Origin of the sequence: Hymenobacter sp. NBH84 (genome assembly GCF_014217645.1) — a bacterium.
In the GTDB taxonomy this organism is placed as follows: Bacteria; Bacteroidota; Bacteroidia; order Cytophagales; family Hymenobacteraceae; genus Hymenobacter; species Hymenobacter profundi.
The window spans coordinates 2,581,948-2,607,230 of sequence record NZ_CP043644.1 but is presented as its reverse complement, the minus strand read 5'-3'; the positions used below and the strand labels follow the sequence as shown (position 1 = coordinate 2,607,230).

Sequence of the window (25,283 nt, the reverse complement as noted above, 5' to 3'; positions counted from 1 at the left end):
TGGGGTAAAGCCTCTCTTTTTATAGAACACGGTAAATCAGTTTCTTCGGAAGAATCATACGCATGCAGCATCTTTTCAATTTCAAAACTCTCGCAACCATAACGCTCCTGCTCGGCGGGGTAGGGCTATCGGCTTCGGCACAGGACCAAAAAGCATTTCAGGGGATGGAGCACCTCTTTACCCTGCCCAAAGGCTACGTAGTGCAGCACACTGCGCAGCCCCTAACCATGGACGGCAACCTGCGGGAAAGCGCCTGGCAGCAAGCCGCTTGGACCACCGATTTTGTGGATATTGAAGGCTCGGCCAAGCCGCTGCCTACCTACCAGACGCGTGTGAAAATGCTCTGGAACGACTCCACGCTGTTCATTGCCGCTACCTTGCAGGAGCCGCACATCTGGGCCTACCAAACCCACCACGACGACATCATCTACAAGGACAACGACTTTGAGGTGTTTATCGACCCCGACGACAATACGCACCAGTATTTCGAGGTGGAGGTGAATGCCATCAATAAGATTTTCGACCTTTTCCTACCCAAGCCCTACCGCAACCACGGCGACGCCCTCATCAGCTGGGACGTGGCCGGCCTACGCTCCGGCGTAAGCATCAACGGCACGCTCAACCAACCCAAGGACCAGGACAAAAGCTGGACCGTGGAAATGGCTATTCCGCTGAAAGCCGTGCGTATGGGCTTCCCATTTAATGCCCCCACGGAGGGCACTTTGTGGCGCATCAATTTCTCCAGGGTGGAGTGGGACACGCGGGCGGCCAACGGCAACTACGTAAAGCAGCAGGACGCCGCCGGCAAAGACCTGCCCGAGCACAACTGGGTGTGGTCGCCGCAGGGCGTGATTAATATGCACTACCCCGAGCGCTGGGGATACTTGCAGTTCACGCGCCAGGCTAAGGCGCCGGCTTTCGAGCTGCCTACCTCCGAGCTGCGCCGCCGCTACCTGTGGCTGGTGTACTACCGCCAACAGCAGTACCGCGAGAAGAACGGCCGCTACGCCGCCTCGCTGGCCGAGCTGAACATCGCGCCGCAAGTAGACGTGGCCGGGAAATCCAATCAGTTGGCGCTACTGGCCACGCCCGAGCAGTTCACGGCTATCCTTGCGGCGCCGGGCACTGCTACGCTGCGCATCAATGATGAGGGGCTGGTGGAAACGGTGAAGTAGTAAGGGTAATAGAAAAACATATTGAAGATTTTCCGCTTTTCTGTCATCCTGAGCGGAGCGAAGGACCTTCTCACGTGGGAACGGCAGGCGTAACAACGACTCGTTCCCACGTGAGAAGGTCCTTCGCTCCGCTCAGGATGACAGAGGAGTAACGTTCCGGTTTCCTACCTACTCGCCAGCGGCTTTACGCCGGCGTTGCGGAGCTTGGTTACCAGGTAGCGGCCTATTTGCCTGCCCTGCTCGTTGCCGTTGTTGACGCTCTCCATGTAGTGAATGCCGCCGTAGAAGCGCGATACGGAAGCTTCGCCGGCGGCCTGTCGGAACGAGGTGAAGGCCCGCTCGCCGCTGCCGAAGGGAATTTCGGTGTTGTCGAGGTAGGCAATATTGTCACCGAGCAGATAGGTCAGCATTTCGGCCACGGCATTGGAAACGACGGCGTGGCCGCTGGTATACTCCGGGAAAGGCGGCGTTTGTAGGAGCGGCTGCCATTTCACGTCGATGAAGCGGTTGATGTAAGTTTCGGGGCGGATGCGGTTGGTGGCGTATTTGGCCTCCCAGCAGCTGATGAAGGCGTCCATCAACGTTATACCCTCCATAGCCAGTACTAGTACCGTTCGGTCGAAGCCTACCTTTTTTTGCTGCGCCACCAGCGCCCCAATATTCATCCAGTGTCCGCCGGGGCTGATTTTTTTGAACCCGATGGACATGTGTCCCGAGGTGTTGACCGCAAACGGGTTGCAGTCCCAGAACTGGGCAATCTGTAGCTGCTCGTCGGTGAGGTGCTTTGCGACGTTGTATACGGCTACTACCTGCTTATGAAAGGCCGACGTCGTGTCTTTGCTGAACGGCACCATCGGGGCCGGCCGGAACTGTGCGGCCGAGTCTATCATGAGGGGCCGGATGGTCTTCCAGTTGGGCTCCACCGCTTCAATGTACGCGGGAGGGGTAGGGTACCAAGCGCCTTCCGCTTTCAGGGGAGTATAGCGCTTCAGAGCGCTCAGGCGGTTGTAGCGGTCTGCCTTGGAGAAAGCTACGGCCGCTTTTGCCGCCAGCTTTCCTACCCGCACCGACTGCGCTAGCACGGCCGGCTTCACGCCTTGTTTCTCCAGGCCACGCACAAATTCCTCTTCCTCCCCGGCCAGGTTTTCGCCAGAGGGTAGCAGCAAGCGCGCCGATTCTAGCATACTGTAGTAGGCCGCTATCTGGTAGTCGTATTTGCCCTTCACCGTATCCAGCCGCAGGTCGGTGGTGTAGCCAGTGATGAAACGGGTAGGGGCGGGCAGACTCTTGTTGTGGGTCGATACAATGGCGTAGGCGCCCAGCGTGGTGTACGCATAGTAGCGCGCTGCCACCGGAGGGGCCACCACATCGTGCACCAGCGTCATGTTGATGGCATCTAGGGCCTTGCCGGGGTTCAGGGGGGTAGGGGGCGCGGCAGCGCAGACCGATGCGTGGCCGCCCAGCACCAGGCTCATTAGGAAGAGGACCTGCTTTTTCATTTTTGCTTCTTGTAAAACTGTACGGCGCCGTTGCTCACGCCCACCACCAGGTAGGGCTGCTTACCAACCGTTATTTCGCTCACTGATTTCACGTCGCCCAGCACGCACAGACCGGCTTGGGGCTGGGTCACGTAGCGGAACTCCCCCTTGCCGTTGCCTTGCAGCAGGCAGCCGTAGTTGGCGTCGAAGCTGCCCAATTTCAGGCGGTTGTCGGAGTGGTTCCCCAGCAGGAGCAGGTCGGGGTGGCCGTCGTGGTTGTAGTCGCCGCTGGCAATGTGCGTTACGGCCGAAAACTGCGCCTCGGTGGGTAGGGGAGTGGCTGCAAATTTACCGTTCTGGTTGAGGTAGAGCATGGTGCGCATCTCATTCACTGTCAGCTTACTGGCCTTGCTCAGTTCCTCGGCCGGAAAAATATCCTGCATGGTGGCGTCGGCGTAGGCCTTATAGGAGGTGAAGCGCCGGCGCATGGGGTAAATTTCATCGTTCAGCTCGTCGCGACTTACAAAGGGGTAGCTCTTGCCGTCGAGGTAGAAGTTGAGGAAAGGGTCGATAGAGCCATTGTTGTCAAAATCAGCATAGTACAGTTCGGCTGGTTGCTGGGCTGTGGCCCGTATCTGCGTGTTCAGCCCCAGGTTGCCGGCCACAATGTCGGGCTGACCGTCACCGTTCACGTCGGCTACATGCAGGCTGAACCAGAAGCCCTGCTGTGGGGTAGCAAAGTAGTCGGCTGTCTGATCCTTGAAACCCTGGGGCGTGTTGATCCAGACGGTGAGGGGCATCATCTCGCCGCACAGCACCAGGTCGGGGCGCTTGTCCTTGTTCAGGTCTACCCACTGCGCATCCGTCACCATGCCGGCATGGGCAAAGGGCGCGTCGGCCACGGCCGAAAACTTGCCTTTGCCATCGTTGAGCAGCAAGTAGCTGGGCGGCGCCAGCGGGTACTGGCCGGGAATCACGCGGCCACCCACGAAGAGGTCTTGGTCGCCGTCGCCGTCTATGTCGGCCACGCGCACGCAGCCTTTGCTGCTGCCGTGGAGTGAGGGTAGGGCGTTGGGGGCCAGCACCAGGCGGCCTTTGCCGTCGTTGAGATACAGCTCATCCTGCAAATCGGGGGTGCCGGCTTCGTAGAGCGCATAGCCGCCTTTGGCCAGGTAGAGGTCGGGGTAGGAGTCGCCGTTGGCGTCGAAAAAGGTGGCGGCGGCCACTGTGCCCGCGGCCGGCGTGGCGCTGCCCGCCAGCGCCTGCTCCCGGAAGGTGCCGCCCGGCTGCTGCACGTACAGGCGGCCTAGCTCGCCGGGCGCACCGCTCACGAATAAGTCGTCCAAGCCGTCTTTATTCACATCAGCCTGCGTGAGCACCGGGGCGGTTTTGGAATACATAAACAACATCAGCAACTGGCGCTTAAAGTCGTTGAGGGCTACCTCCTCAGGCTGAAAAGCAAACAGCGGCGTGGCCGGCTGAAACATGGTTTTCGGGGTAGGTGCCGGGCGAGCCGCCAGGTTTTTACCGGCGGCTGGTGCAGTCAGCTTCAATAGCTGATTAGCCTTCACCTTAGTCAGCAGCTGCCGGCTCTGGTTGGGCCAGATGATGCGTACCGAATCTGCCACTTGGCTGCTGCCCAACCCAAAATGCAAGGTAGTAGGCACGCATGAGAGGTAGCCCCGGTTGGGGTTTACCTCTTGATACTGCTGATTGCCAGCAGCATACACATACACCTTGGCACCCACAGCCTGGGTGTTCTGGCCCGTGCCAGCAAGCTTCACGGCTAGGTAGGCCGTGTGCTGGTCTTCCACGCTGCGGTTGCGGTAGATACTGGCCGGCTGGTTTATCGTGTTCACAATCAACTCCAAATCCCCGTCATTGTCGAGGTCGGCGTACACGGCGCCGTTCGACATATTGGTTTGGTTCAGGCCCCAGTCGGTTTGCTTGTTGGTGAAGGTAAGGTCGTGGTTGTTGCGGAAGATATAGTCGGGTACGGCCGTGGAGGGCATAGCCGTCACGAGGTCCATCAGCAGGAAGGGCTCCCGCGCCATGGCCTTTTTGATCTTGTAATCGCCCCAATAGCGTAGGAAATCCTTGTTGGTGTAGTCGCGCAGGTAGCCGTTGGTGATGAAAATATCTTTGTAGCCGTCGTTGTCGAAATCGGCTAGGAGGGGGCACCAGCTCCAGTCGGTGTTCGATACGCCGGCCAGCTGCCCAATCTCGCTGAACGTGCCGTCGCCGTTGTTGAGGTGCAGCATGTTGCGCATGTACTGGTGGTACAAGTCCTGTTGCAGCATCAGGGCAAACGACTCGTAATTCTCCTGCAACTGCAAGGACTTCTGCCGGTGGTTGTCGGCCGGTATCATGTCTAGCGTCAGGATGTCGGGCCGAGCATCGTTGTTGAAATCGGCAATGTCCACGCCCATCGAGAAGTGGGAGTGGTGGCGCAGCACCTGCTTCGACTGGTCCGTAAAGGTGCCGTCGTGGTTGTTGTGGTAGAGGTAGTCGGGCTCGTTGTAGTCGTTGGTGACGTAGATATCCGCCCAGCCGTCTTTGTCTACGTCGGCCACGGCAATGCCCAACCCAAACGTGAGCGGGTTCTGCACAATGCCCGCGGCCTTGGATACGTCGGTAAAGTGGCCCTTGTCGTTGCGAAATAGTTTGTTGCTCGACAGTACATCGGCCTGTCCTTTCAGGCTGGCAAAGGCCATGTTGTCAATCTTCTTCGTGCTGTGATTGAGCAGAAACATGTCCAGGTCGCCGTCGTTGTCGAAGTCGAAAAAGGCGGCCTGGGTGCTGTAGCCGGGGTCGTCGAGGCCATAGGCCTGGGCTTCCTCCTTGAAGGTAGCGTTGCCTTGGTTGATGAACAGCTGGTTGCGGCGTATGGCCTCGTCTTTCTTGCCCGAGTAGCAGATGTAGAGGTCCAGCAGGCCGTCGCCGTTCACATCGGCCATGGTCACGCCGGTTTTCCAGCTGTCCTTGCGACCTTCCAGCAGCGGCGAGGCCTGACGGGTGATGTCCTTGAACTTGAAATTGCCCTGGTTCAGGTAGAGTCGGTTGGGCCGCATGTTGCCGGTGAACAGCAAATCGGGTAGCCCGTCGTTGTTGATGTCGCCCACGGCCACACCGCCGCCGTTGTAGAAATACTCATACGACAGCACGTTCAGCGCCTCGGTTTCGCTGACGTCGTTTTGGAAGGTAATGCCGGTTTCCTTGGGGCTGAGCAAGCTGAACAGTGGCTGCTGGGCGTTGGCAGGAGAAACAATACTTAAAAGCAACAGTAGTACAGTCGTACAAGTGGTGCTAGTAAAGCAGTTACACATGGTGCGAAGAAATAAGAGGCAGGACGTAGCAATCGACTAAGTTAAGATACTGTTGTGATTATTAGATCTTTTTCCGGCTTAAATAGTAAAAAAGAAAGGCTAGCGTGCATCGCAGACGCACGCTAGCCTAGTAGTGCAGTAAGGTGAACTGCTATTTTGGCTTCACTTTTTGTAAGCGCTCCTTAGGCAGTGGCGCAATAATACCCTTGGCAGCGGAAGTAGAAGGGCGTGCACGAGGAAGAGCATGTTTTGTTGAATCTGGAACCAGAATGCGCAGCGCATGAGGCTTGCTTTGATAAACACCTGGGGCCGGCAATTTATCGGCGCGCTGATGTGCAGCAGATTCTGGCGGAATGACAGTTTGTACTGAAACGATTGTCTCAGCAGGGCCTTTGTCAGCGGGCTTCGCTTTATCAACGGTCCGAGACTGCGCCCACAAAGTGCAGGGCGTTAAACACGTGATTAGGAAGAGGGTAGCGTTCATAAGGCGTTGGGGTTAGTCAGCAATAGCTCTAACTTATAAAAGATAATAAAAACATAGTTTCGTAAATAATTGAAATTCAAAAAATAACACATTTCCTAGCAATCTATACCGTAGACAGGTATTAACAGAATAGCGTAGGAAAGGTCGTTCTCGCGTCCTTTTCTCCTAACTTACCAGCTTCAACGCCCCTTCTTGAAGCTGATGAAACGCCAGAACCTAACTACTGGAATATGTTGAGAGTTGCTACTTGGATTATACAGGCTGGCTTATAGTAATGATAAATATGAAGCTTTCTGTAAGGGCTCAGCAATATATTCAGAAACAAGCGCGTAAAAAACACTGGCTAACTGCACCAAGAATAGTTGACTACTATTTGAAAATACAAAAAGTAATTATTGCACCTGATGTGCTTCTATTTCAAGAAAATTACTCAGGATATGTTTTAACTATCAGAGGAAAGCCACGTGAGACATTTAACGCAAGGCTTTTTTCAGGGGGTGATATTGCTTGGAATAGAAAAATCGAATTAATAAATGTGGCAGAACGCTATGTATTTGATTGCGGTTTTCATGCTACGGCGCAGTTTAGCTTCTTCATAACGGATAAAGGTGAAATATGTACTTGGGAGGAAGATGATAGTCTGAATATTTTATATTCTTCTTTTGATAAATTTGTGGAAGAATATGCTCTTCGTGATGAATTAAGTGATTGGTATGAATATTCAGGGTATTATGAATTACTCGATGTTAAAATGCTTAATGATTACGTAGATAATAGCTATAAATTGATCGAAGAGAGCAGTGATGCTTATAATTCATGGTGGACTAATGGCGAAATAATAATTCGAAAAGGTGTTTGGTTGGATAGAACTGATTTCTATATTCATGTTTATGCTAAAATGGAAAAGAGGGTTGTAGAAATAGTGAAAGAGTTAACAAGTATGGGTATAGTGAAGTAGGAGCTAGCTAAAAGTGAGAATTTTTTCGATTCATCATTGGGGTATATTCATGACGCTCACCAATATATTTGAACTGTTATGCAAGTATATACTGAGAAACAACGTGTTTTCTTATCTAATCTAGAAAAGGTTGTTTTTAATTTTACAGCTTCACGTATTGCCTGCGAACAAACGAAATTCAGGATAATTCTAATAGACGAACCGGGGAAACAAAATACATCTATTGATGATTTGATGAATAATGTAATTTTTAGAAAATCTAATTTTGCAGGAAGGAATTTTGGTGCTGAAGAAGTAGTTAAATTACTCACAGCTCCTATTGATAAGTTTCCATTATGGATTAAAATTAGACTAGGTGAGGATATGGTCTGCGAACTATCAATAAGTAAACGCTTCAGACCATTTAGGGAGTTGCTTCATCAAGAAACTGGGCATCCCCCGTTCTGCCTTTGCGAGTGAAACAATTAAGTCATAGTCACAAAGATTCGTTGATTTCTCTTTAGGGCTATTAACTTCCCAGCTTCAACGCCCCTACCTGAAGCTGATGAAACACCTGACCCTCACGACTCTTCTTCTCGCCTCCCTACCTTCTTTCGCTCAGAAAGCCTCTACCGAAAACCTCGTGCAGTATGCCCACCCGCTCGTGGGCACAGCCAAGATGGGGCACACTTACCCCGGCGCCACGGTGCCCTTCGGCATGGTGCAGCTCTCGCCCGATACCGATACCATCAGCTACGAGCAAAACGGCAAGTACAACCCGCGGGTATACGAGTATTGTGCTGGCTATCAGTACGCTGATAAAACCATCGTAGGCTTCTCGCACACCCACTTCAGCGGCACTGGCCACTCCGACCTGGGCGATTTTCAAGTGATGCCTACCACGGGTCCGCTTCAGCTCAACCCCGGCACTGCTGACCAGCCCGAGAAGGGTTTTCGGTCCCGGTTTTCGCACCAGAACGAGGTAGCCGAGCCCGCCTACTACCGCGTGAAGCTCGACGACCACAACATCCTGGCCGAGCTGACGGCCTCCAACCGGGTAGGGATGCACCAGTATACCTTTCCGCAGTCCGATCAGGCGCACATCATCCTCGACCTCACGGCCGGCATCTACAACTACCCCGATAAGAACGTTTGGACGTTTGTGCGGGTCGAAAACGACTCGCTGATAACCGGTTACCGCCAAACCAACGGCTGGGCGCGCACCCGCGTAGAGTATTTCGCCATGGCGTTTTCGAAGCCGTTTGCGAGCTACGGCAGCCGCAACTACTCCAAGAAAGAGGTATACCGCGGCTTCTGGGGCCGCTTCGATCAAGCCCACAACTTTCCCGAATTGGCCGGCGAGCAGCTGCGCCTGTACTTCGATTTCAAGACGGCGGCCAACGAAAAAATCAAGGTGAAAATGGCCTTGTCGGGCGTGAGCACCGAGGGGGCGCTGCGTAACCTAAAGGCCGAAATACTGGGCTGGGACTTTGAGGCGGTGAAGCGCCAAGGACAAGCGCAGTGGCAGGAGCAGTTGAGCAAAGTCGCCATTGAGTCGCCCAAAAAGGTAGACAAGGAGAACTTCTACACGGCCATGTACCACGCCGCCCTCAGCCCTACCACCTACATGGACGTAGACGGCCAGTACCGCGGCCTCGACCAGAACATTCACCAGGCCAAGGGCTTCACCAACTACACCACCTTCTCGCTCTGGGATACGTACCGCGCCCTGCATCCGCTCTTTAACCTGCTGGAACCCAAGCGCAACGCCGACATGGTGCAGTCCATGCTGGCACACTACGACCAGAGCACCCTGCACATGCTACCCATCTGGAGCCACTACGCCAACGAGAACTGGTGCATGATTGGCTACCACTCGGTGCCGGTGATTGCCGATGCCGTGCTGAAAGGTGTGGTGCCCGCCGACCAGGCCCAACGCGCCCTCGACGCCTGCGTGGCTACCGCCCACCAAAAGCGCTACGACGGCATTGGGTACTACGAGCAACTAGGCTACGTGCCCGAGGACAAAAGCGGCGCCTCGGTGTCGAAAACGCTGGAGTATGCTTTCGATGATTGGTGTATTGCGCAGCTAGCCAAGAAGCTAGGCAACAAAGAGATAGAAGCCGAGTTCAGCAAGCGTGCCCAGAACTGGCAGAACGTCTACGACCAGCGCATCGGCTTCATGCGCCCCCGCCTCGCCGACGGCTCGTTCCGCAAGCGCTTCGACGTGCTGAGCACCAACGACCAGGGCTTCATTGAGGGCAACGCCTGGAACTACAGCCTTTATGTGCCGCAAGACCCGGCCGCGCTCATCGCCAAAATGGGCGGCGAGAAGAAGTTCATTCCCCACCTGGATTCGCTGTTCACCATGCACCTGCCCGACGAGTTCTTCGCAGAAACCGAGGACATCACCCGCGACGGTATCATCGGCAACTACGTGCACGGCAACGAGCCCGCCCACCACGCCGCCTACCTCTACAACTGGACCAGCCAGCCCTACAAAACCCAGGCCCGCGTGCGCATGATCCTGCCCAAAATGTACCGCCCTACCCCCGACGGCCTCGGCGGCAACGACGACTGCGGGCAGATGTCGGCCTGGTACATCTTCTCCTCCCTGGGCTTCTACCCTGTGGCTCCCGGCTCGCCGGATTACGCACTCGGCAGCCCCGCCGTGCACGGCGCCACCATCAACCTGGAGAATGGCAAAACCTTCCGTATCAAAGTCAAAAACCAGAGCGACAAGAACGTGTACGTGAAGGAAGCGCGCCTCAACGATCAGAAGCTCACGCGGCCGTTCTTGGCGTATGCGGATGTGGTGAAAGGCGGGGAGTTGGTGTTTACGATGGCGGGGAAGCCGTGAAATAGAATATGAAAATTATTTATGAATTCAACGACACTGTCTGATACAGATGATATCGATTTGATTCTAACAATGAATCCGCATGGTTGGAGTACCTGCTTTATCTATGTAAAAGGAAAGCCTTATGAATTAGCAATAACTCATATTTTTAATGACCCTTATGAAGACCTTATTCAGTCGCTTATTAGCCTGCTACATAGCGAGAAGAATACGGAGTTCTTTTGGTATGGCGAACCAGGAGGCGAGAGAATAACAATAACTAGGTTGGAATCTTGTCACGATGCAGTACTAGTTGATGTGCAGGGTTTTCGTGAGGAATGGGGTAGGAAAATAACTAGTTTTGAACGGACAGTCAGCTTTGAAATTAAACTAAAATCATTGCTGGCAATATTTTATATGCAATTGAAGAAAATATTTATTCTATTAAAAGGAAAAAGTTATGCAAAAAATAGGCATAGCGACTTTCCTTTTCAGAAGTTTATAGAATTTGAAAAATTGGTTATTTCTTTTCTTGCTAGAGAATTCAAAGGTTGAGGTATATAGTAACTGTTGCTTTAATAGTAAAAACATAAACTAAAGCGTGGCCTTGAAGCACGCTTTCCGGCTTCGTGTCTCCAACGCAACTTGTCCGCGCCGCGTGTTTCTATTGTGCGAACGTACTCGTCGCAAACACTAAGTTGACAGGAAAGTAATGAAATATATGAAATGTTAATCAAGGTTTCACAATAAGAGGGTATTACGTTCCTCCATTTCAAGTAAGACCAGGAAAGCTTGTTCGTATTTATATTCCTAATTTTTCTGTAACAAATGAAAAGTTGGGATTTGACCTGGCATTAGAGTTAGTTGATTTACTTTCTAAAAATAAAGTAGTAGCTGGTTTAAGCATTTCGGTGCCTGTGCCACATGCTAAAAATTATCAGCAAAACTTTCTGGAAAGAAATATTTCAATTAAAACCGCAAAGCAGTATTTGTTGAAAAAATTTAATATTGTGTCAAGTCGAGCTGATAATATTTTAGATGATCTTGGAATAAGTGCTAACGAGCGTATTAGTTGGCTCAAATGGAGTAAGCGAAAGGCTTTAACTATAAAAGGATTACTTGCGAATAACAATATAATATCTTTTGACTACTACGGTATAAGTGCTGATAGTATAGACTGGATAAATGACATTATACAGCATGAATTGAATAAAGAAAAATGTTTCATAGGATTTAATAATTTACAATATATGGAGGAACAAGAGCCTTATGATAATTTTGAACGGATAGTAGTTGCATATAATGGTAAAATATAAATACCAAGCTAGTACGCACCAGAAAACTGCCAGAAAATACGCAAAAATAAGAATGTAGTACAAATTTCAGGCAATTCATCAAACCTTCACCTAACTATATTAAGTGTCTGCTGAATAATAAATTATATAATAAATATCGCTAATTCGTCTTATTCTGAATACCGAAGAGTGCGTAGAAGAGAGGTATATTCTTTCCTCCACCAAACCCTCTTCTTTCATGCACCTTTCCGACATCTTTATCCCCACGGCAGCCAATGTAGGCGTCCTATCCATGGTCGTGTACTTCTTTATGCTGGTGGCCATGTACGCTTTTCTGGCCAACCTGATTTTCACACTGACCACCCACAGCAGCATCGTGCCCGAGCACCGCATCACGCGGGTGATGGGCGCCATTATTGCGGCCGTGGCGGGCTTGTCGTACTACTTCATTCAGGACTACTACCGGCACATGCTGGCCGATTTGTCGGCGCTGGGCACGGAGGCGGAGCGTCAGGAGCTGATCCGCACCAGCTACAACGCCATTGGGCAGTACCGCTACATGGACTGGGCCGTAACCACGCCACTGCTGCTGCTGAAAATGGTGTCGATGCTGCGCGTAGAGCCTTCTAAGGCCAAAGGGGCCATCACGGCGCTGTTGCTGGCCGACTTCTTTATGGTGCTGACCGGCTACATTGGCGAGCAGCAGCTGGATGCTGCCGGACACATTCTGGTAGGACCGAAGCTGTTCTGGGGCGCCGTATCTACGGTGGGCTACCTAGTGGTGCCGTTTGTGCTGTACCGTCTCTGGAACCGCTTCAAGGACCAAGCCAAGCCCATCGAGCGCAAGTCGTTCAAAATCATTGCACTGTCTACGGTTACCACCTGGGGCGTGTACCCGCTGGGCTACGTGCTGTCGGTGCTCGACATTGATATGAACTGGATTCACCTGTCGTTTTCCGTGGCCGACATCATCAATAAGGTAGGGCTATCGGTGGTCGTGTACCTGGCCGGCAAAACGCTCCTCGACGAGCGGGTGCCCATGGAGGCTACGCAACCAGCCTATCAAATCAACTAGCTACCCAGCACGACAGTATAGAGAAGAGCGCCATGTTGCTGATTGAGCAATATGGCGCTTTTGGCTTTTGGCGCATCTATGGTGTAGCGTCAGCACCAGCATCTACAGCCAGGCTCGCCGCGCCTACAATGCGCCGCGATGCAGTTTCCTGCACCAGCACAACGGCACGCACCTCCGCAGCTTGCCACTGCGCTGCCAACTGTAGTGGTACCGTAGCGGCGAAACTGCCCGCGCCGTCTACCGTTCCCACGGTGCGCAAAGCCCGCACGACGGGCGCGTGGTGCAGCAAACGCCCGGCATTTTCGCCCCGCCCTACCTGCGACGACAGCCCCGTTTCGGTGAGGGCCAGCAGTACCTGGCTTTGCTTTGCGCCGGTGGGTAGGGAGGACACTTGCACGTGTATGCTGGTCGGGTTGGGGCGCGTGAGGCGAATGGTGGCGCGTGGAGCCGTAGCGGCCTGCGCTATAGCCGCCGCGAGCTTCTGCCGCTGGCTGCCTACTAGCTCCGTTTGGCCATTCACCACGGCCTGAGGGGTGTAGGAGCCGGTGCCAAACCGGGCGGCATACTGCCGTTGCCGCTCCGTAAACTGCGCCGATGAGAAAGCGTCTTTCCACCCCAGGCGGTTCCAATAATCCACGTGTTCCCCCAGCGCCACTATCTCCACACCGGGCACCGACTGCGTGGCAGCCAACTCGCGCAACGTGGCGTCGGCGGCGGGGCAGCTAGAGCATCCTTCCGAGGTGAACAGCTCCACAACCACGGGCACGCGAGCAGCGGCTGGCAGGGTAGGAGCACTAGTTTTGGGAGCTAACTTGCTGGCATAGGGTAGGGCCACGCTGGCCAACACACCCGCGCTGAGCAGCGAAAGGAAAACGGTTTTCATAGACTATACACTGCTGAGAAGTATACAGAAGACAGCCATTCATGGCGGGCAGTTCATTGCTGCTTTCTGGCGCCAATGGGCTTACGTGGAGAATAGTATGGAGGCGTTTTCCTACGAACTGTGCTGATCAACGTAGACGAGAAACGGTAAGGCCGTATCCGGAGTACGAACGATACTACTCCTACTCAACGGGCCGTTTCTCCACTTCACTCTGCTTCTATGAAACATCGTCTGCTTTTTCTGCTTGGTTCTTCTTTGGTCTTGCTCTCGTGTTCAGATGAGAAACAACAGGTTACCGACCCGGTTACGCCTGGCCCTACCACAGAGCCTGTGGAAACCAAGGCCCCCAACACCACTTACAAGCCAGCTTTTGCCGGGCAAACCAGGGTAGGGGGCGTGACCACCACCGCCAGCTACCGTGCGGATGTCATCACGTCTTCCCTGACCAGTCCGTGGGGCATCACCGGGCTACCCGATGGGCGCGTGTTAGTGACCGAGAAGGCCGGGCGCATGCGCATCGTTACGGCTTCCGGTACAGTCAGTGAGCCGATTACGGGCATTCCGGCGGTGAACCCAGCTGGGCAGGGCGGACTGATGGGCGTATGCCTCGACCCTGCTTTCGCCACGAACCGGATGGTGTACTGGTCTTTTTCGGAAGCCCGCCCCGGCGGCAACGTAACGGCCATTGCCAAAGGCAAGCTGGCTACCGATGAACGAACGATTGAAGGCGCCACCGTTATTTACCGGGCCGAGCCGGCCTATGCCGGCACACTGCACTACGGGGGTAGGGTGGTGTTTGACCGCACCGGCAACCTGCTGGTGAGCACCGGCGAACGGTCGGATTTGGTGACCCGGCCCCAGGCGCAGTTGGTCACGTCGGCTCTGGGCAAGATTATCCGCATCACCAAAGACGGACAACCCGCACCCGGCAACCCGGTGTTTGCGCAGGCCGGCGCCCTACCCGAGCTGTACTCTATCGGGCACCGGAACCCGCAGGGACTGGCTATCCACCCCGTTACCGGTGAGGTGTGGCAGAGTGAGCACGGCCCTCGCGGCGGCGACGAAATCAACCGCCTGCAAGCCGGCGCCAACTACGGCTGGCCTACCATCACCTACGGTATCGAATATAGTGGGCAGCCCATTGGCGGCAGCATGCAGCAACAGGAAGGATTGCAACAGCCCGTGTATTACTGGGACCCGGTGGTATCGCCCAGCGGCATGACCTTTTACAGCGGGAATCGAATAGCGGAGTGGCAGAACAATCTGTTCATCGGCTCGCTCAGCGGTATGCACATTGTTCGCCTGGTTATCGACAACAACCGGGTAGTAGGCGAAGAACGGTTGCTAGCAAGCGAGGAGCAGCGATTCCGCGCCATCACCCAGGGTAGCGACGGCGCCTTGTATGCCATTACCGATCAGGGCCGGTTGTACCGGATTGATAGATCGTAGCACTCTTTTTCCAGGCTTCGCGCCGCAACGCAGTAAGCGCAGGGTAGGGACGCTTTAATAATCGACTACCCGCTTCCTATCTCCACCAAGAAACCTGCTCTTGATAAACGGAATCTTCCGTTCGTCAGGAGCAGGTTTTTTTGGTGGCAATGGGTAAGGAAGGCTAGCGTACGTCTGCGCCGCTGCCCCATCCGAAACGTTCGGCCTGATTGCGCGACCGTGCGCGTTCACAGATGCGGAACCGGTAAGTGCGCGCGCCAGGGATAAACGCCAGCAGAGCAGTAGGCACCCTGTGATGGTATGCGAAAATGACGGCTTCAAATAGTTGTTAGATGCACTCAGGACCTAAAATACCCCCGCCTTTTCACGAGAATACCCCCGCCCGTAGACGGCAGGAGACCGTAGTTTTGCTTCTGAAAACGCCTTGGTACCGTGTGTTTTGCAAACGATTGCGAACGGTAGGGCACGTCTTATAAGCTGCTCTAAAGCGGCATGCTGCTTCTCTAGGGTAGGCGAATAAATGGAAAGTGGTAGACAGGATTCACTTGCCGAAGAGTCGCCGCCGCGCCGCCTATAGTTGCATTCAATCTTCTCCTAAATCCACCAACTCACCTGTATGAAAAACTTCTTCCCCCCGCGATGGTACGCCGCGTACCTACTGCTTTTCTGCCTGTCGATTACGGCAGCCTTTGCCCAATCTGCCACGGTGCGGGGCACCGTGCGCGATGAAACGGGCACCGGCCTACCCGGTGTAACGGTGCTGCTAAAAGGCACCACCACTGGCACCGCCACGGGCTCCGACGGCAACTTCTCCTTGGATGTGCCCGATGCCAACGCGGGAGTATTGCAATTCTCCTTTGTGGGCTACAAGCAGCAGGAGGTAGCCATTGGCGGCCGCACTACCCTCAATGTGTCGCTGGGTACGGATAACCAGGTGATGTCGGAAGTAGTGGTGGTGGGCTACGGCAGCCAGGAAAAGCGTACCCTCACCAACGCCGTGACGACGGTGCAAGGCGAAGAGCTGAGCAAGCTGACCGTGGCCGACGTGGGTAGCGCCCTGCAAGGCAAAGCCGCCGGCGTAACGGTGGTAGGCGCGGGCTCGGAGCCCGGCTCGGCCCCGCAAATCCTGATTCGCGGTATTTCGACCATCAACGGCAACAGCCCGCTTTATGTGGTAGATGGCCTCCCGGTCGCCAACATCGACTACCTCAACCCCAAGGACATTGCTACCCTGAGCGTACTGAAAGACGCGGCTTCGGCGGCTATCTACGGTTCGCGGGCAGCCAATGGCGTGGTGCTCATCACCACGAAAGCCGGTGTAAAAGGCGAGCCGCGCATCACGGTAGACGGCACCTTCGGCGTATCGAACCCAACCAACGTACCCAACATGGCCTCGGCCAGCGAGTATGCCCGCATCATGAACCTGGCGGCTACCAACTCGGGCAACGCCGCCGTGTACCCTAACCCCGAGCAGTACACCCAGACCACCGACTGGTGGAAGCAAATTGCCCGGCGTGGCATCACGCAGAACTACTCGGTGGGCCTCTCCGGTGGCAGCGACAAGGTGGTGTACTCTACTGGCCTGAGCTATTTCAAGGAGCGCGGCTTGGTGCAAGGGTCGGATTTTGATCGACTAGCGTTGCGCATGAAATCGGAATACCAGGCCACCAAGCGCCTGAAAATAGGGGAGGACTTCAACATCTCGATGACCTCGCGCAACTACCTCAACAGCGGCTCGCTGTTCCGCGACGCCTTCAACGACGACCCCATCACGCCGGCCCGCGTGCCGGGCACCTCGGGCAACCCCTACGACTACTACGGCGCCTCGCCTACTGACGTGGGCAACCCGCTGGCCACCGTGGAGCGCAACGACGACAAGCGCAAGCAATACTTCCTGGTGGGCACGGTGTACGCCAACTACGAGTTCATTCCGGGCCTGATTGCGGAAACACGCTTCGGTACCAACAACAACGTGTACCGCCGCAACAACTTCAACCCGTTTTACACCATCGACGCCAACGAGCGCAATCAGGTGAACTCGGTGGTGCGGGAGCACAACATTGAAATCAACTGGAACAACACCAACACGCTGAACTACACCCACGCCTTTGGCGACCACAACGTGTCTGCACTAGCGGCCGTGACGCTGGAGCGCTTCCAGACCACGACCAACTCCACCTCGGGCCAGGGCATCCCCAGCAACGACCCCAGCCTGCGCTACCCCGCCGCGGCTACCACGGGCTTCGCCATTGGCGGCAACACCTACACCAATACCATTGCCTCGCTGATTGGACGCGTAAATTACGACTACCGCGGCAAGTACCTGCTGGGCGCCAGCATCCGCCGCGACGGCGCCTCGGTATTCCCGACGGATAATCGCTGGGGCACGTTCCCGTCGGTGTCGGTGGGCTGGCTGGTGTCGGAGGAGAGCTTCCTGAAAAACCAGAACGCTCTGAACTTCGCCAAGCTGCGCGCCAGCTGGGGCCGGGTAGGCAACCAGAACATTGCCAGCCTGACCAACAGCGCCTACACCGGCACCATTGGCCGCACCTACTACGTAACTGGCCCCGACCGCACCCTGCAGCTGGGCGCTGTGCAGGGCAACGTGCCCAACCCCAACGTGAAGTGGGAAACCGTGGAGGACTACGACATTGGCGTGGACCTGGGCCTGTTGCAGAACCGCCTCACGCTGACCGCCGACCTCTTCCGCCGCAACACCTACGACATGCTCATGTTCCAGTCGATTCCGGGCCATGCGGGCTACGGCTACAACAGCCCCGTGACCAACGTGGGTAGCATGAATACCAACGGCCTCGACTTCACGGTGGGCTACGCCGAAACTAAGGGTGATTTCACTTATGGCCTGAGCGTGAATGCCACCCGCGCCATCAGCAAGATTGACAAGCTGGCCAACGGGCAGGCTATCTACTCGGGCAACACGCCCATTTTTGGGCGGCCTTCTAAGACTGAGGAAGGTGGCTACGTAGGCGCGTTCTACGGCTACCAGAACACGGGTATTTTCCAGAATCAGGGTGAGGTAGACGCCTACCGTTCGGCCGGCGGCACGCTCATTCAGCCCAACGCCAAGCCCGGCGACTTCCGCTTTGCCGACCTGAACGGCGACGGCGTGATTGACGAGAAAGACCAGAAGTATATCGGCAACCCTACCCCCGACCTGACCTTCGGTGTGAACCTGACCATGGGCTATAAGGGCTTCGACCTGCAAGCCTCGCTCATCGGCAGCCTCGGCAACGACATTGTGAACGCCAACAAGGGCTGGTGGTACTCGGGCAGCTACAACTACAACAAAATAGCTGGCCTCGAAAACATGGCGTGGAGCGGCGAGGGTACTTCGAACTCGGTACCCCGCATTGTCGCCAACGACAACAACCAGAATCTCACGCGCTTCTCCAACTTCTACGTGGAGAATGGCTCCTATGCACGTCTGCGCAATTTGCAGTTGGGCTACACCTTCACCAAAGGCGTGAATACCATGCTGCATACCAGCAGCCTGCGCCTCTACGTGAGCGCTCAGAACCTGCTGACTTTCACCAACTACAGCGGCGTAGACCCCGAAATTGGGTACGGCCGCTCCTACACTGATGGCGCCTCGGCCCTGAACCGCGGCGTGGACCTGGGCAACTACCCCACGGCCCGCACCTTTTTGGTAGGTGCTAACATCGGCTTTTAATTTTCTAAGCTGTTAGCTGATAGCTGTTGGGTATTAGCTTTCTACTGGCTGATAAACAGAAGCTTGGCTTGCATTCTGATGAAAAAAGCTAATAGCTAACAGCTAAAAAAACTCCCGCACTGTATCATGAAAAATATCCGCTTTACTCTTACCCTGATGCTCGGGCTTGGCCTGGGCCTGCAAGGCTGCGAATCGTTCCTGGACAAGCCCCCGCAGGGCCAGCAGAACGTGAACAACTACTACTCCAATGCCGAGGAGTGCAAGGCGGCCGTGATGGGCTGCTACGCCACCGCCGACCAGGACGATTGGTGGAAGATTGACCGCACCCGCATGTTCGGCGACGCCGGCTCGGACGACGCCTGGAAGGGCAACGCCATTGCCGGCGACCAGCGCGAGTTTGGCGACTTCGCCCGCTTTTTCTGGCTGCCCAACAACGAGTGGTTCGACAACCGTTACACCCACATCTACCAGTCCATCGGCAACTGCAACGCGGCGCTGGTGGGCATCGAGTCGGCCCCCATTGATAACACGCTCAAGCAGCAGCTCATTGGCGAGGTGAAGTTTATTAGGGCCTACAATTACTTTGAGCTGGTGAAGGGCTACGGCGGCGTGCCGCTGGTGCTCACGCCAGTGTCGCCGAGCGAGTCGATAACACTGACGCGCGCTACCGCCGCTGAGGTGTACGCGCAGGTTATCAAGGATTTGCAAGAGGCCGCCGCCGCCCTACCCCTCAAGAGCGCCCGCGCCACCGGCGACCTGGGTCGCGCCACCAAAGGTGCCGCCAACGGCTACCTGGCCAAAGCCTACCTCTACACCGAGCAGTGGGCACAGGCCCAGCAGGCGGCCGAAACGGTGATGGCCTCCAACGAGTACAACCTGAGCACGGACTTCAGCAACATCTGGACGGTGGGCAACGTGGACGGCCCGGAGTCGCTGTTTGAGCTGAACTACAGCCCCAACCAGACGTTCAACCTGGGTACTTCGATGACGGTGATTATGCGCAGCCGGGCCGATGGCGGTTGGGGCTTCAACACGCCCAGCAGCAACCTGGAGCAGGCCTTTATCCGCGAAAACGACCCGCGCCGGCAGTGGACCATCATCCGGCAGGGCGACAACGTAGGACCGAAAACCGCCAACTTCGATTACTCCAACTACGACACCAAACCCTCGGAAAACGAGTCGGGCCGCATGAGCCGCAAGATTTTCCTACCCCTGGCCGACCGCCCCGCTAACGAGCGGGAGCACGCCCCCCTCAACCGTATTGAGCTGCGCTACGCCGACCTGCTGCTGATGCACGCCGAAGCGTCGTTCCGCCTGGGGCAGGAGGCCAAAGCCCTGTCGTCGCTGAACCTAGTGCGGGCCCGCGCCAACCGCTTGCAGCCCGGCACCGTGCTGCCGCGCACCTCCACGGGCACGGACCTGCTCAACCACATCTGGTTGGAGCGCCGCCTGGAGTTGGCCATGGAAGGCCACCGCTACTACGACCTGGTGCGCCAAAAGCGCCTGGTAGCCGTGATACAAGCCTTCAACGCCGCCCAGCTCACCAGCACCGACCCCTACGACAAGGGCAAAGTGAAAGATCAGATTTCGGAGAAAAACAACCTGTTCCCCATTCCTACCCCCCAGATTCAGCTCTCGGGAGGCAACGTGGTGCAGAACCCCGGGTACTAAAGGGCACTCGACAAACGACACACTGTTTTGTGTCTCGTTTGTCGGACCGGCACCCAGCCGCGACTATTCAGTTCACCCCAGTGGGTCACGCTTGTCGTGGTTCTACTGGGGTGATAAGCGTTTCAGGATGCAGCCGCCACTCCGGTCGCCTTACCACAATACTTAGCGGAAGTATATGAAAAACAACGTAATATGGCCTTTTCGACTAGTGCCTGCCTACTGCTCGGGCGCTTGGGTAGCAGCCCTCCTGCTAAGAGCTGCCACCGCACATGGCCAGTCCTCGACGGCAACAACTGTCGCCATCGACCCGGCTAAAACCTACCAGACTATCGACAACTTCAGCGCTTCTGATGCGTGGTCGTGTCAGTTTGTGGGGCAGTGGCCCGAGGCCAAAAAGAACGCCATGGCCGACTGGCTATTCAGCACGGAGGTAGGGCCCGGCGGGCAACCCAAGGGCATTGGCCTGTCGATGTGGCGCTTTAATATCGGCGCGGGAAGCGCGCAGCAGGGCGAGCAAAGCGGCATCAAGGATGAGTGGCGCCGCGCCGAGTCGTTTCTGACTTCGGCCAACACCTACGACTGGACCAAGCAAGCCGGCCAGATGTGGTTTCTGAAGGCGGCGCAGCAACGCGGCGTGCGGCAGTTTTTGGGCTTTCTGAATAGTCCGCCCGTGCAATACACCGTCAATGGCAAAGCCTACGCCACCGATGCCAAGACCAACCTGGCACCCGAACACTACGCCGACGCGGCCACCTACATGGCCAAGGTAGTAGCCGGGGTAAAACAAACAACTGGCATCACCTTCGACTATCTGAGCCCCGTAAACGAGCCCCAATGGGATTGGAGCGACGGCGGCCAGGAAGGCACGCCTTTCCGCAACGCAGAAATTGCGGGTCTTACGAAGGCGCTGAACGCACAACTGGTGCAACAAAACCTGCCTGCCAAGATTCTGTTGACGGAAGCGGGCAAGCTGAATTACCTGCTGGCAACGGAAGACAAACCCGAGCGCGGCGACCAGATCAACGCGTTCTTTAAACCCAGCTCGCCTACCTACGTGGGCAACCTGCCGCGTGTGGCCCCCATCATTGCCGGGCACAGCTACTTCACCACCTCGCCCTACCCCCAGGCCGTGGCCGTGCGGCAGCAGCTAGCCGATAAGGTGCAGCAGATGCAAGGTCTTCGTTACTGGCAATCGGAGTACTGCATTTTGGGTGATAACGCGGGCGAAATCAACGGCAACAAGCGCGACCTGGGCATCGGGCCGGCGCTGTATTTGGCGTGCACCATCCACAATGATTTGGTGGTAGCCAACGCCGCAGCTTGGCAGTGGTGGGTAGCCATTTCGCCCTACGACTACAAAGACGGCCTTATCTACATCGACCACAACAAAACCGACGGCGCCTACCACGACAGCAAAATGCTGTGGGCCTTGGGTAACTACAGCCGGTTTGTGCGCCCCGGCGCGGTGCGTGTAGCGGCACAACTAGCCCAGAAAGCCACGCCGGAACAGCAACTATTAGTATCGGCGTACCGCGATGCGGCCAGCAAGCAACTCGTGGTAGTAGTGGTCAACTCGAGTAACGAAGCGGCGGCGCTGAACCTCCAGCTGGATAAGAAAGCCTGGCTTCCGCAACGCACCTATACCACCTCCGCCACCGCCAATTTGGCGCCTACCCCCGCGCCGCGCGCCAAACAGCCGGTGCGGGTAGCGCCGCAGTCTATCACTACCCTCATCGGCAACCTACGCTAAGCACTACCTCCACCTAGCTACTCTTCCTTTCCCATGACCCGTACATTCCTACTTACACTGCTTCTGCTAGGGGGCTGGCTTGCCGCTACCAGCGCCCACGCGCAGGAGCGCCGCACGCTCCTGTTCAACGACGACTGGCGCTTTCACAAAGGCGACGTGGCCGCGGGCGAAACCACTGGCCTCGATGACCACGCGTGGCACACTGTGCTGCTCCCCCACGATTGGAGCATCGAAGGGCCATTCAGTCAGGAGTGGGCCAGCGCCACGGCGTTTTTGCCCGGCGGGGTGGGCTGGTACCGCAAGTCGTTTGAGGTGCCCGCTGAGATGCGCGGCAAGAAGGTATTCGTGTATTTCGATGGGGTGTATAAGAACAGTGAAGTGTGGCTCAATGGCCACTCGTTGGGCAAGCGCCCCAGCGGCTTTGCCTCCTTCGAATACGAGCTGACGCCCTACCTGAACTCGAATGGTAAGAACCTGCTGGCCGTGAAAGCGGAGCACAGCCAGGTAGCCGATTCGCGCTGGTACACTGGCTCGGGCATCTACCGCAACGTGTACCTGGTAGGCACTGCGCCCGTGCACGTGGCGCGGTGGGGGGTAGGCTTCACCACGCCCGAGGTAACGGCGGCAGCGGCTACGGGGCAGGTGACGGTGGCCGTAACCAACGCCAGCACCACCGCTACGCCGGTGCTGGTAAAGGCCATATTAGCAGATGCCAAAGGCAAGGTAGTAGCCACGATGCAGCAGCAAGTACAGGCCCAGCCTGGCACCGATACGCCGGCTGCTCTCACGCTGAAAATCAACAAGCCTACCCTGTGGTCGGTGGAGAATCCAAACCTGTACAAGCTGCGTGTGGCGTTATCGGTGCAAGGCAAGCCCGTGGATGGGGTAGAGGAGGAGGTAGGCGTGCGCACCATTCGGTTCGATGCTGCGCAGGGTTTCTTTCTGAATGGCAAGAACCTCAAGCTCAAAGGCGTGTGTCTGCACGACGATGCCGGCGCGCTGGGCGTGGCCGTGCCGTTGGAAGTGTGGGAGCGGCGCCTGAAAGCACTAAAAGAGGTAGGCTGCAACTCCATCCGTATGAGCCACAACCCCCACGCCGACTACTTCTACACGCTCTGCGACCGGATGGGCTTCCTGGTGATGGACGAGGCCTTTGATGAATGGGAGGTAGGCAAAAACAAGTGGGTGGAAGGCTGGAACGTGGGCACACCGGCCAAGTTCGGCTCGCACGAGCACTTCCAGGAGTGGGCCGACCGCGACCTGCGCGACATGATTCTGCGCAACCGCAACCGGCCGTCCATTATTATGTGGAGCATCGGCAACGAAATTGACTACCCCAACGACCCCTACTCCCACGAGGTGCTGAACACCGGCCGTAATCCGCAGATCTACGGCAAAGGCTACCTGCCCGACCACCCACCGGCTAGTCGGCTGGGCGTGCTAGCCCGGCACTTGGTGGAGGTAGCCAAGCAGTACGACACCTCGCGGCCCATTACGGCGGCGCTAGCGGGCGTGGTCATGTCCAACTTCACCGACTACCCCGATGTGCTGGACGTGGTGGGCTACAATTATCAAGAGTTTCGCTACCCCGAAGACCACCAGAAATACCCCAACCGCATCATCTACGGCAGCGAAAACGGCATGGGCCGCGACGCCTGGGCGGCAGTGGATTCCAACGCCTATATCTCGGCCCAGTACCTCTGGACTGGCATCGACTACCTGGGCGAGGCCGGCAAGTGGCCCCAGCGCAGCAACGGCGCGGGCCTGCTGGATATGGCCGGTTTTCCGAAACCCGAATACTACTTCCGCCAAAGCCTCTGGACTACCAAGCCGATGACGTACGTGGCCGTTGCGCCCGCGCCCAAAGCCGGCGACTCGCCCAACGTAAACCACCGCCGCATTCAGCCTACCTGGAACTGGCCGGCCGGCGAGCAGGTGCGGGTGGTAGGCTTCACGAACTGCGAGGCCGCGGAGTTGGTGCTGAATGGAAAATCGCTGGGCCGCAAAACCGGCCGCGAAGTGTATTGGGACGTGCCCTACCAGCCGGGTACCCTCTTACTCAAAGGATACAACCAAGGTAAGGAGGTCAGCCGCACCGAGCTACACACTGCCACCGCGCCGCACGCGCTGCAAGCCACGGCCTATCAAACCAAGCTCGCAGCCAGCACCCACGAGCTGGCGCAGATGGAGGTGCGCGTGGTAGACCAAAGCGGCAACCTAGTGCAAGATGCCACCCACGAAATTAGCGTGTCGGTGCAGGGTCCCGGCAGGGTGGTGGGCATCGAAAGCGGCGACTTGGCTAGCCATGAGGACTACCAAGCACCCAAGCACCGTGCTTACCACGGCAAGCTATTGGTGTTTGTGCAGCCCACTGGCGCGGGGCGTATCAGTGTGCAGATGCAGGCGCCAGGGCTGCAAAGCCAGCAGGTAACGCTGCAAGCGAAATAACGGCAGAAGCTGCCGCGTTTATGCTAAAAGGCCCGGCGGGTAGCAATACCGGCCGGGCCTTTAATATGCAGCAAGTGACGGGAAGCCTGATTACTTCGTGGGCATCAGCACCGCATCAATGGACTGTACAATGCCGTTGGAAGCCACAATATCGGTGTTGACCACGTTGGCAGTGTTGCCTTTGGCGTCTTTAATCATAATGGACTGGCCCTGGCGCATCACCGTGAGCGTTTCGCCCTGTGCTGTGGTAAGCGTCTGACCGTCTTTCAGATTGGCCGCCAGATAGCTGCCGGACACCACATGGTAGGAAATCAGCATTGCTAACTGCTGCTTGTTGGCGGGTTTCAGCAGCTCATCTAGTTTGCCGCTGGGCAGCTTGTTGAAGGCTGCGTCGGTAGGCGCAAAAACGGTGTATTTGGTGGTGCCGCGGGCCTTATCGTCGAGGCCAGCCGCTTTCACGGCTTTCATCAGGGTGTTATGGTTGGACGAAAGCCGCGACATATTGAGCAGATTGCCGTTGGCCTGATTGGTAACCGGGGCGCCGGTTTGCGCGAGGGCAGCTGTATCAAGACCGGCAACCAGCAGGCCGCAGCAAAGAGCAGAAGTGAAAAGCAGATTTTTCATAGGTGTTTGCAGTATTTGTAAAGAGCTTATAGATATATACTTACGGGGGTAGTAGGATAGGGTTCGTATAGTGACGCATTCATCTGACCTAGCTGGCAAGACTACTGTTTAGTTTTCTTGGGTAATCAGATCTACCACCAGCGTTGCCATCATGACCT

17 protein-coding genes are annotated in these 25,283 nt (G+C 56.2%); 12 read left to right on the top strand and 5 right to left on the bottom strand.

All coding sequences use genetic code 11. The features are described from left to right. Window positions 1-62: 62 nt before the first annotated feature. On the top strand, window positions 63-1,175 hold the full coding sequence (locus F1C16_RS10925) for a carbohydrate-binding family 9-like protein (protein WP_185280687.1): 1,113 nt from the start codon (window positions 63-65) through the stop codon (window positions 1,173-1,175). Between the two features lie 164 nt (window positions 1,176-1,339). Here the strand turns inward: F1C16_RS10925 and F1C16_RS10920 are convergent, their stop codons facing one another. The 3 genes from F1C16_RS10920 to F1C16_RS10910 form a co-directional block, all read right to left on the bottom strand. Continuing rightward, window positions 1,340-2,674 (bottom strand): vanadium-dependent haloperoxidase, encoded by a 1,335-nt coding sequence (locus tag F1C16_RS10920; RefSeq protein ID WP_185280686.1) that lies wholly within the window; start codon window positions 2,672-2,674, stop codon window positions 1,340-1,342. After that, window positions 2,671-5,934, bottom strand: a complete 3,264-nt coding sequence (locus F1C16_RS10915; protein ID WP_258048876.1) for a VCBS repeat-containing protein — start codon at window positions 5,932-5,934, stop codon at window positions 2,671-2,673. Before F1C16_RS10915 ends, F1C16_RS10920 begins: the two co-directional genes overlap by 4 nt. 196 nt (window positions 5,935-6,130) lie before the next feature. After that, the gene (locus F1C16_RS10910) at window positions 6,131-6,463 is read right to left on the bottom strand and encodes a hypothetical protein (protein ID WP_185280684.1); all 333 of its coding nucleotides are present in this window, start codon (window positions 6,461-6,463) and stop codon (window positions 6,131-6,133) included. A gap of 283 nt (window positions 6,464-6,746) precedes the next feature. On the opposite strand from F1C16_RS10910, the gene F1C16_RS10905 reads away from it, so the two are divergent. From F1C16_RS10905 to F1C16_RS10880, 6 genes are all read left to right on the top strand, one after another. Then, complete coding sequence (locus F1C16_RS10905; protein ID WP_185280682.1) at window positions 6,747-7,421, top strand: hypothetical protein; 675 nt, start codon at window positions 6,747-6,749, stop codon at window positions 7,419-7,421. A 78-nt stretch (window positions 7,422-7,499) separates the two neighbouring features. Beyond that, window positions 7,500-7,880 carry a hypothetical protein gene (locus F1C16_RS10900; protein WP_185280681.1) on the top strand — a complete coding sequence of 127 codons (381 nt, stop codon included), beginning with the start codon at window positions 7,500-7,502 and terminating at the stop codon, window positions 7,878-7,880. 85 nt (window positions 7,881-7,965) lie between these two features. Beyond that, complete coding sequence (locus F1C16_RS10895; protein ID WP_185280680.1) at window positions 7,966-10,260, top strand: GH92 family glycosyl hydrolase; 2,295 nt, start codon at window positions 7,966-7,968, stop codon at window positions 10,258-10,260. Between the two features lie 21 nt (window positions 10,261-10,281). Beyond that, complete coding sequence (locus F1C16_RS10890) at window positions 10,282-10,794, top strand: hypothetical protein (protein ID WP_185280679.1); 513 nt, start codon at window positions 10,282-10,284, stop codon at window positions 10,792-10,794. A gap of 281 nt (window positions 10,795-11,075) precedes the next feature. Next, the gene (locus tag F1C16_RS10885) at window positions 11,076-11,555 is read left to right on the top strand and encodes a hypothetical protein (RefSeq protein WP_185280678.1); all 480 of its coding nucleotides are present in this window, start codon (window positions 11,076-11,078) and stop codon (window positions 11,553-11,555) included. Between the two features lie 217 nt (window positions 11,556-11,772). Then, the gene (locus tag F1C16_RS10880; RefSeq protein WP_185280677.1) at window positions 11,773-12,609 is read left to right on the top strand and encodes a bacteriorhodopsin; all 837 of its coding nucleotides are present in this window, start codon (window positions 11,773-11,775) and stop codon (window positions 12,607-12,609) included. A 76-nt stretch (window positions 12,610-12,685) separates the two neighbouring features. Here the strand turns inward: F1C16_RS10880 and F1C16_RS10875 are convergent, their stop codons facing one another. Next, entirely contained in the window at window positions 12,686-13,492 is an 807-nt protein-coding gene (locus tag F1C16_RS10875) for a thioredoxin family protein (protein WP_185280676.1), read from the bottom strand. A gap of 219 nt (window positions 13,493-13,711) precedes the next feature. Here F1C16_RS10875 and F1C16_RS10870 point away from each other — a divergent pair, with 219 nt between their 5' ends. The 5 genes from F1C16_RS10870 (at window position 13,712) to F1C16_RS10850 (ending at window position 24,501) form a co-directional block, all read left to right on the top strand. Beyond that, window positions 13,712-14,941, top strand: a complete 1,230-nt coding sequence (locus tag F1C16_RS10870; protein ID WP_185280675.1) for a PQQ-dependent sugar dehydrogenase — start codon at window positions 13,712-13,714, stop codon at window positions 14,939-14,941. Window positions 14,942-15,557: 616 nt separating this feature from the next. Then, the gene (locus F1C16_RS10865; protein ID WP_185280674.1) at window positions 15,558-18,632 is read left to right on the top strand and encodes a TonB-dependent receptor; all 3,075 of its coding nucleotides are present in this window, start codon (window positions 15,558-15,560) and stop codon (window positions 18,630-18,632) included. A 126-nt stretch (window positions 18,633-18,758) separates the two neighbouring features. Then, window positions 18,759-20,303: a RagB/SusD family nutrient uptake outer membrane protein gene (locus tag F1C16_RS10860; RefSeq protein ID WP_185280673.1), complete on the top strand. Its 1,545-nt coding sequence runs from the start codon at window positions 18,759-18,761 to the stop codon at window positions 20,301-20,303. 175 nt (window positions 20,304-20,478) lie between these two features. Next, complete coding sequence (locus tag F1C16_RS10855; protein WP_185280672.1) at window positions 20,479-22,053, top strand: glycoside hydrolase; 1,575 nt, start codon at window positions 20,479-20,481, stop codon at window positions 22,051-22,053. A gap of 33 nt (window positions 22,054-22,086) precedes the next feature. Beyond that, the gene (locus tag F1C16_RS10850) at window positions 22,087-24,501 is read left to right on the top strand and encodes a sugar-binding domain-containing protein (RefSeq protein ID WP_185280671.1); all 2,415 of its coding nucleotides are present in this window, start codon (window positions 22,087-22,089) and stop codon (window positions 24,499-24,501) included. A gap of 90 nt (window positions 24,502-24,591) precedes the next feature. Here the strand turns inward: F1C16_RS10850 and F1C16_RS10845 are convergent, their stop codons facing one another. Next, window positions 24,592-25,125, bottom strand: a complete 534-nt coding sequence (locus F1C16_RS10845) for a fasciclin domain-containing protein (RefSeq protein WP_185280670.1) — start codon at window positions 25,123-25,125, stop codon at window positions 24,592-24,594. Window positions 25,126-25,283 lie beyond the last annotated feature (158 nt).